Below are 6,553 nucleotides of genomic sequence, written 5' to 3' on the forward strand. Positions count from 1 at the left end.
CGACCCGGCGGTCACCGCCGAGGCCGACCGCCTCACCGCCCGGCTGACCGGTGAGCGGGGCGTCATCGGCGTCGGCTCCTACTGGCAGACCAAGTCCCCGTCCCTGCGCGCGAAGGACGGACACGAGGCGCTGATCGCCGCCCACATCACGGGCGACGAGAAGACGATGGGCGACACCCTGGACCGCATCGCGCCCACCTTCCGCGGCACCCACGGCCCGGTGAAGGTCAAGGTCGGCGGCATCGTCGCCGTCCGCCACGAGATGCAGACGACCATCAAGGAGGACCTGGCCCGCGCCGAGATGATCGCCCTGCCGCTGACCCTGCTCCTGCTGGTGATGGTCTTCGGCTCCGCGACAGCGGCCCTGCTTCCGCTCGGCATCGGCATCGTCGCGATCCTCGGGACGAACGCGGTGCTGCGCGGTCTCACGGAGTTCACCGACGTCTCGGTCTTCGCCATGAACCTCACCACGGCCCTGGGCCTCGGACTGGCCATCGACTACGCCCTGTTCATCGTCCGCCGCTTCCGCGAGGAACTGTCCACCGGCGCCGAGCCGTTGACCGCCATCGCCACCACCCTGCGCACGGCCGGCCGCACGGTGCTCTTCTCGTCCCTCACGGTCGCGGTGTCCCTGGCCGCGATGCTGGTCTTCCCGATGTACTTCCTGCGCTCCTTCGCCTACGCGGGCATCGCCGTGGTGCTCCTGGCCGCGGCAGCCGCCCTGATCCTGCTCCCGGCAGCCCTCCTGCTGCTCGGCCACCGGGTCAACTCCCTCGATCTACGGCGCCTGTTCCGCCGCGGCCGCCCGGCGAAGGTCTCCGGCGAGGAAGGCACGGGCTGGGCCCGCGCGGCCGGCCTGGTGATGCGCAGGGCCCCCTTCTTCGCCCTGGCCACCACAGCCGTCCTGGTCCTGCTCGGACTGCCGTTCCTGGGCGTCAGGTTCGGCACCGCGGACGACCGCCAACTGCCCTCGGGCGCTGAGTCGCACGTCGTGCAGCAGCACATCCGCGACGGCTTCCCGGGCAACCCGGGCGGCGCCCTCGAAGTGCTCGCCGAGGGACGGGCGACACCGGCGCAGTACACCGCGTACAGGACCCGGATCGCCCGACTGCCCGAGGTGGCAGGCGTGGAGGGCCCCCTGGTGCAGGGCGACTCGGCGTACTTCACGGTGCTGCCCAAGGGCGAGGCGGTCGACACCGCGGCCCAGCGCCTGGTCGGCGACCTGCGCGCGACGGACGCCCCCTTCACGACCAAGGTGACCGGCACGGCGGCCGTCCTGGTCGACTCCAAGCACGCGATAGCCACCCGCCTGCCCTGGGCGGTCGGCCTCATCGCCGTGGTCACTCTGCTCCTGGTCTTCCTCCTGACCGGCAGCGTGGTGATCCCGATCCAGGCGGTACTGCTGAACGCGCTCAGCCTCACGGCGATGTTCGGCGCGGTCGTCTGGGTCTTCCAGGACGGCCACCTCTCCGGCCTCCTCGGCTTCACCAGCACCGGCTCCATAGAGACGACCCTCCCCGTCCTCATGTTCTGCGTGGCCTTCGGCCTCTCCATGGACTACGGCGTGTTCCTCCTCTCCCGCATCAAGGAGGAGTACGACCGCACGGGCGACCACAACGAGGCGGTCCGCCACGGACTGCAACGCACGGGCGGCCTCATCACGGCGGCGGCCGTGATCCTGGCGGTGGTGATGGTCGCGATCGGCACGTCCCGGGTCACCAACACCAAGATGCTGGGCCTGGGCATCGCGCTCGCGGTGTTGATGGACGCGATGATCGTCCGGAGCCTGCTGGTCCCGGCGGTGATGAAGCTGACGGGGAGGGCGACTTGGTGGGCGCCGGGTCCGTTGCGCCGCTTCCATGAACGGTTCGGTCTGAGCGAGGCTGAGGACAAGCGCCCTCTTGAGGGCGCGGGGCTGCATCGATCTGCGGCTCCGCCGCAGGGCGCGACCGGCCACGATGGCCCTGCAGACCACGACGGCGATGGGAGCCCGAATGAAAGCGGTGGTGTTCGAGCAATACGGTGACCCCGCCGAGGTACGCGACGTACCCGAGCCCCACCCCGCGGAACACGGAGTGGTCGTCCGGGTGGAAGCCACCGGCCTCTGCCGAAGCGACTGGCACGGCTGGCAGGGCCACGACCCGGACATCACCCTGCCCCACGTACCGGGCCATGAACTGGCCGGTGTCATCGAGTCGGTGGGCACCCGGGTCACCCATTGGCACCCCGGAGACCGAGTCACCGTCCCGTTCGTATGCGCCTGCGGGACCTGTGCGGCGTGCGCGGCGGGCGACCAGCAGATCTGCGTACGCCAGACCCAACCGGGCTTCACCCACTGGGGCTCCTTCGCCCAGTACGTAGCCTTGGACCACGCGGACGTGAACCTGGTGGCGATCCCGGACGAGATGTCCTTCGCGACGGCGGCCTCCCTGGGCTGCCGGTTCGCGACGGCGTTCCGCGCGGTGGTGCAGCGCGGCCGGGTCGCGGCGGGGGAGTGGGTCGCGGTGCACGGCTGCGGCGGGGTCGGCCTGTCGGCGGTGATGATCGCGGCGGCGTCCGGCGCCCGGGTCGTCGCCGTCGACATCTCACCCGAAGCACTGGCGCTGGCAAGGAAGTTCGGGGCGACGGAATGCGTGGACGGCACGCGGACGCCGGACCCGGCGCAGGCGGTACGCGAACTGACGGGCGGTGGTGCCCACTTGTCCCTGGACGCCCTGGGTTCCCCGGCGACCTGCGCCAACTCGGTGAACGGTCTGCGCCGCCGAGGCCGCCACATCCAGGTGGGCCTCCTGCCCTCCGCCTCCGGTACGACCCCGGTCCCCATGGCCCGGGCGCTCGCCCTGGAACTCGAACTCCTCGGCAGCCACGGCATGGCGGCCCACACCTACCCGCCCATGCTGGAACTGGTCCGAGCGGGAGTGCTCCGCCCCGACCTCCTGGCCACCGCGACGATCACCCTGGAGGAGACACCGGCGGCGCTGGCCGCGATGGGGACGGCGCCGGGAGCGGGGGTGACGGTCATCGAACCGTGGAGCTGAGACCGGCACACCGGCAGAACAGGCCAAGGACCAGACCCGGAGCAGACCCCGAACAGGCCCTGGATCGGCCGGGCCGCGGCGCGGGCGGCATCGATGTCGGTGACCGCCACCTCTCCCTCGGCCCGACCCGTTCGCCCAGCCAGTCCCCCAACGACCCACCGCCACCGCCGACTTCGAGACACCGCCACCCCGGCCCGAGCCCGGTGCGCGCCAACGCCGTTCTGGACGCGGCGTCGTAGCGGGATTCGAGGACGGAGAAACGCCCTGCCGCCTGGACGGCCGCGTTGTCGAACAGATAGCGGGACATGCGTGCCTCTTGAGGTCGCGGGAGCGCCGTTCGGCAAAATGGTCACGCCGGGACGAGCAGCCCTACAGGGCACGATGCGGGGCGGGGGAAGGGCGACGGGATCGCGCCACCCCTAAGCGGATTGTCGTATCACTACGACACGCGCTTCCCGTGCCGACAACGGGCGCCGGGCACCCGTACCGCCCGTACCGCACCGCACGCACCGCACCGCATCACGGCACGACGCGGCACAGCAGGGGCAGCACGGGCACCCGGTCGCCCATCGACCCCCTCGGATCAGTCGTCTCTACGACCCCGGTTGCCGGGGCGGGAGGCGACCCAGGCGCGGACCGTGTCGGCGTACCAGAACGGCTTGCCGCTCTCCACGTGGTCGGGCGGGGGCAGCAGGCCGTGCTTGCGGTAGGAACGGACGGTGTCGGGCTGGACGCGGATGTGGGCCGCGATTTCCTTGTACGACCAGAGCCGTCGGTCGGTCATGGGGGCACCTCCCTGCGCGCGCCGCGGCGGCGGCCGGGGGCGGCCGTCGGGGGAGCCGTGCGCTGCGCTGGCGATCACAAAGCCTGTGCCCGGTGAACGACACAGAGTGAGGGACGGGAAGCGCCTGTCGACCGGGTGTGACGCAAAACCCGCGTACACGCGATATGTGTGACACGAGGGGGGCTTTTGTGGCAGAGGTGACGCAAAGGCGCACGCGGGCGCAGAGGCGCGGCGCGTTGACACCAGGGGGAGAAGGGCACGGGCGAGGGCACAGCAAGGTGGGCCGGACCCGCTGCGCCGGGCCCGGCCCACCGGCTCCCCGCATCCCCCGGGCCCGTTGGATCGCTGGAGGCCTGCGCATCCCCAGGGATCAACCGGCCAGGCGCTCAGCCTGCATCAACGCGCCCGGCCGGTCTTGGAGAAATCCGCACCACGACCCGGATCGAGCAGCAGGCTCGTCGCCTCGCCCGGCATCCGGTCCCCGGCAGGCGCGCCCGTCCGCTCCGCCGGCGGACTCACCCGGGCCACCGTGAACTGACCCGGCGTGCACCCCGTCATCGCCCTGAACTCGCCGCTCAGATGCGCCTGGTCGTAGAAACCGCAGACCGCCGCCGTCTCCGCCTGGCTGCGGCCGGACGCGAGGAGGCGCCGGGCGCGCTGCAGACGCAGGACGCGCGCCGCCGCCTTGGGGCCGAGTCCGATCTGTTCCCGGAACCGTTTCTCCAACTGCCTTACGCTCCAGCCCACTTCGTCGGCGAGCCGGGGCACCGGCAGCGCGCCCCGGGTCCGCACCAGCTCGGACCAGGCCCGTACGACCCGTTCCGAACTCGGCGTACCGGCCGCCGACCAGCGGGTGAACACGTCGTCCAGCAGCCCGAACCGGGCGGTCCAGGTCGGCAACGCGCCGAGCGCGGCGACCAGTTCGGCGATGCCGGTCCCGCGGGGGCCGAGTCCGTGCGGGAGTTCGTCCGGATCGACCACCCGGTCGGCGAGTTCGTGCTGAGCCGTGCCGAACAGCGTGAACGCGGCCCACGGCATCAGCAGCACCTCGACTGCCGCGAGCCGCCCGCTGTGTTCGCCGAGCGCGGCAGTGGTCGTAGGCCCGCAGAACACGGATCCCAGCGTGGCCGTGGCGCGCCCGGCCCGTGAGATCCGTACCGACCCCTCGAACCCGAGCAGCAGCGTGGCCGCCCCGATCGGCGCCTCCAGCCGGGCCCGGGGCCGCGCCAGTTCCAGCCGTATCCCGCGATAACTGATCACTCCGGGGCGGAGCCGAGCATGCGGTGCCCCGAGCACGGTCTCCCAGGACCCGCCGGGCCCGTGCCCGGAACGGATGCGCACAGCAGCGACAGACATCCACCGATGGTCCTACGGGACCAAAGCGCCCCGGAAGGGGCGCGGGCTGTATCGATGTGCGGCTCCGCCGTGTGGGCGCGAGCAACCACGACGAGCCCGCGGCCTATGGAAAACCGGTCCCACCCCTCGTCTCGTCCGAATGTCTGGACAAAACATTGACAGGGCTCGGGCCACGGGACTACAAACCCTGGAGAGCCGAAACAAAGCCGCCCGCGCGGGCGCGAAGGGAAGTCGATGGCGTACGACCTGATCACCATGGGGCGGCTAGGGGTGGACCTCTATCCGCTGCAGACGGGCGTGCCGCTGCCCCAGGTGACGACCTTCGGGAAGTTCCTCGGCGGCTCGGCGGCGAACGTCGCGGTCGCCGCCGCCCGGCTGGGTCGTGAGGTCGCCCTGGTCTCGCGCACCGGCGACGACCCCTTCGGCGCCTATCTGCACGAGGCGCTGCGCGACTTCGGCGTCGACGACCGCTGGGTCACGCCCGTCGCGGACCATCCGACCCCGGTCACCTTCTGCGAGATCTTCCCGCCGGACGACTTCCCGCTCTACTTCTACCGGCAGCCCAAGGCCCCTGACCTGGAGATCGACGCCCACGAGCTGGACCTGGACGCGATCCACGCGGCCCGGATCTTCTGGATCACCGGCACGGGCCTGAGCGAGGAGCCCAGCCGTACGGCCACGCTCGCGGCCCTCGCGCATCGCGCCAAGTCCGGTACGACGGTCTTCGACCTCGACTGGCGCCCCATGTTCTGGAAGGACCCGAGCGAGGCCCGCCCCTTCTACGAGGAGGCCCTGCGCCACACGACCGTCGCCGTCGGCAACCTCGACGAGGTGGAGGTCGCCACCGGAGTGCGCGAGCCGCACGCCGCCGCCCGCGCGCTGCTGGACGCCGGTGTCGAACTCGCCGTGGTCAAGCAGGGCCCGAAGGGCGTCCTCGCGGTCAACCGGGCCGGCGAGTCGGCCGAGGTGCCCCCGCTGCCGGTGAACGTCCTCAACGGACTCGGCGCCGGTGACGCCTTCGGCGGCTCCCTGTGCCACGGCCTGCTGTCCGGCTGGGACCTGGAGAAGATCATGCGGCACGCCAACGCGGCCGGCGCGATCGTCGCCTCCCGCCTGGAGTGCTCGTCCGCGATGCCCACGGTCACCGAGGTCGAGGCCGCGATCACCGCCGGAGCGGTCCTGTGAGGGCGGGCCGGGTCGCGGGTGCGGAGCACGGTGGCGAGTACGAGGGCGAGCACGGAGGCGGGGACGGTGTGACGCACGCGCACGGTGACCAGGACGGCGTGACGGACCTCCCGGGCCACGAGGGAACCGGCGCGACGGGCGGCCGCGAGGGCGCCACCGGAGCCGGGGGGACGACCGGCGCGGCGGGCGG

Annotated in this window: 5 protein-coding genes; 3 read left to right on the top strand and 2 right to left on the bottom strand. The window is 72.0% G+C overall.

From position 1 onward, the window contains the following. Both JHN63_RS47125 and JHN63_RS47130 read left to right on the top strand, forming a co-directional pair. Positions 1-2,026, top strand: a 2,026-nt coding sequence (locus tag JHN63_RS47125; protein WP_200691291.1) for an MMPL family transporter, incomplete at its 5' end; no start/stop codon positions are given. Continuing rightward, complete coding sequence (locus JHN63_RS47130) at positions 1,995-3,038, top strand: zinc-dependent alcohol dehydrogenase family protein (RefSeq protein ID WP_200691292.1); 1,044 nt, start codon at positions 1,995-1,997, stop codon at positions 3,036-3,038. The genes JHN63_RS47125 and JHN63_RS47130, both read left to right, overlap by 32 nt. A 583-nt stretch (positions 3,039-3,621) precedes the next feature. On the opposite strand, the gene JHN63_RS47135 is transcribed toward JHN63_RS47130, so the two are convergent. Further along, on the bottom strand, positions 3,622-3,822 hold the full coding sequence (locus tag JHN63_RS47135; RefSeq protein WP_200691293.1) for an AlpA family transcriptional regulator: 201 nt from the start codon (positions 3,820-3,822) through the stop codon (positions 3,622-3,624). 396 nt (positions 3,823-4,218) lie between these two features. Then, positions 4,219-5,178 carry an AraC family transcriptional regulator gene (locus tag JHN63_RS47140; RefSeq protein WP_200691294.1) on the bottom strand — a complete coding sequence of 320 codons (960 nt, stop codon included), beginning with the start codon at positions 5,176-5,178 and terminating at the stop codon, positions 4,219-4,221. Positions 5,179-5,412: 234 nt separating this feature from the next. On the opposite strand from JHN63_RS47140, the gene iolC reads away from it, so the two are divergent. Beyond that, a complete protein-coding gene (iolC, locus tag JHN63_RS47145; RefSeq protein ID WP_200691295.1) occupies positions 5,413-6,363 on the top strand; it encodes a 5-dehydro-2-deoxygluconokinase in 951 nt (316 codons plus the stop codon). Positions 6,364-6,553 lie beyond the last annotated feature (190 nt).

The sequence above is a fragment of the Streptomyces sp. MBT65 genome (genome assembly GCF_016612545.1).
In the GTDB taxonomy this organism is placed as follows: Bacteria; Actinomycetota; Actinomycetes; order Streptomycetales; family Streptomycetaceae; genus Streptomyces.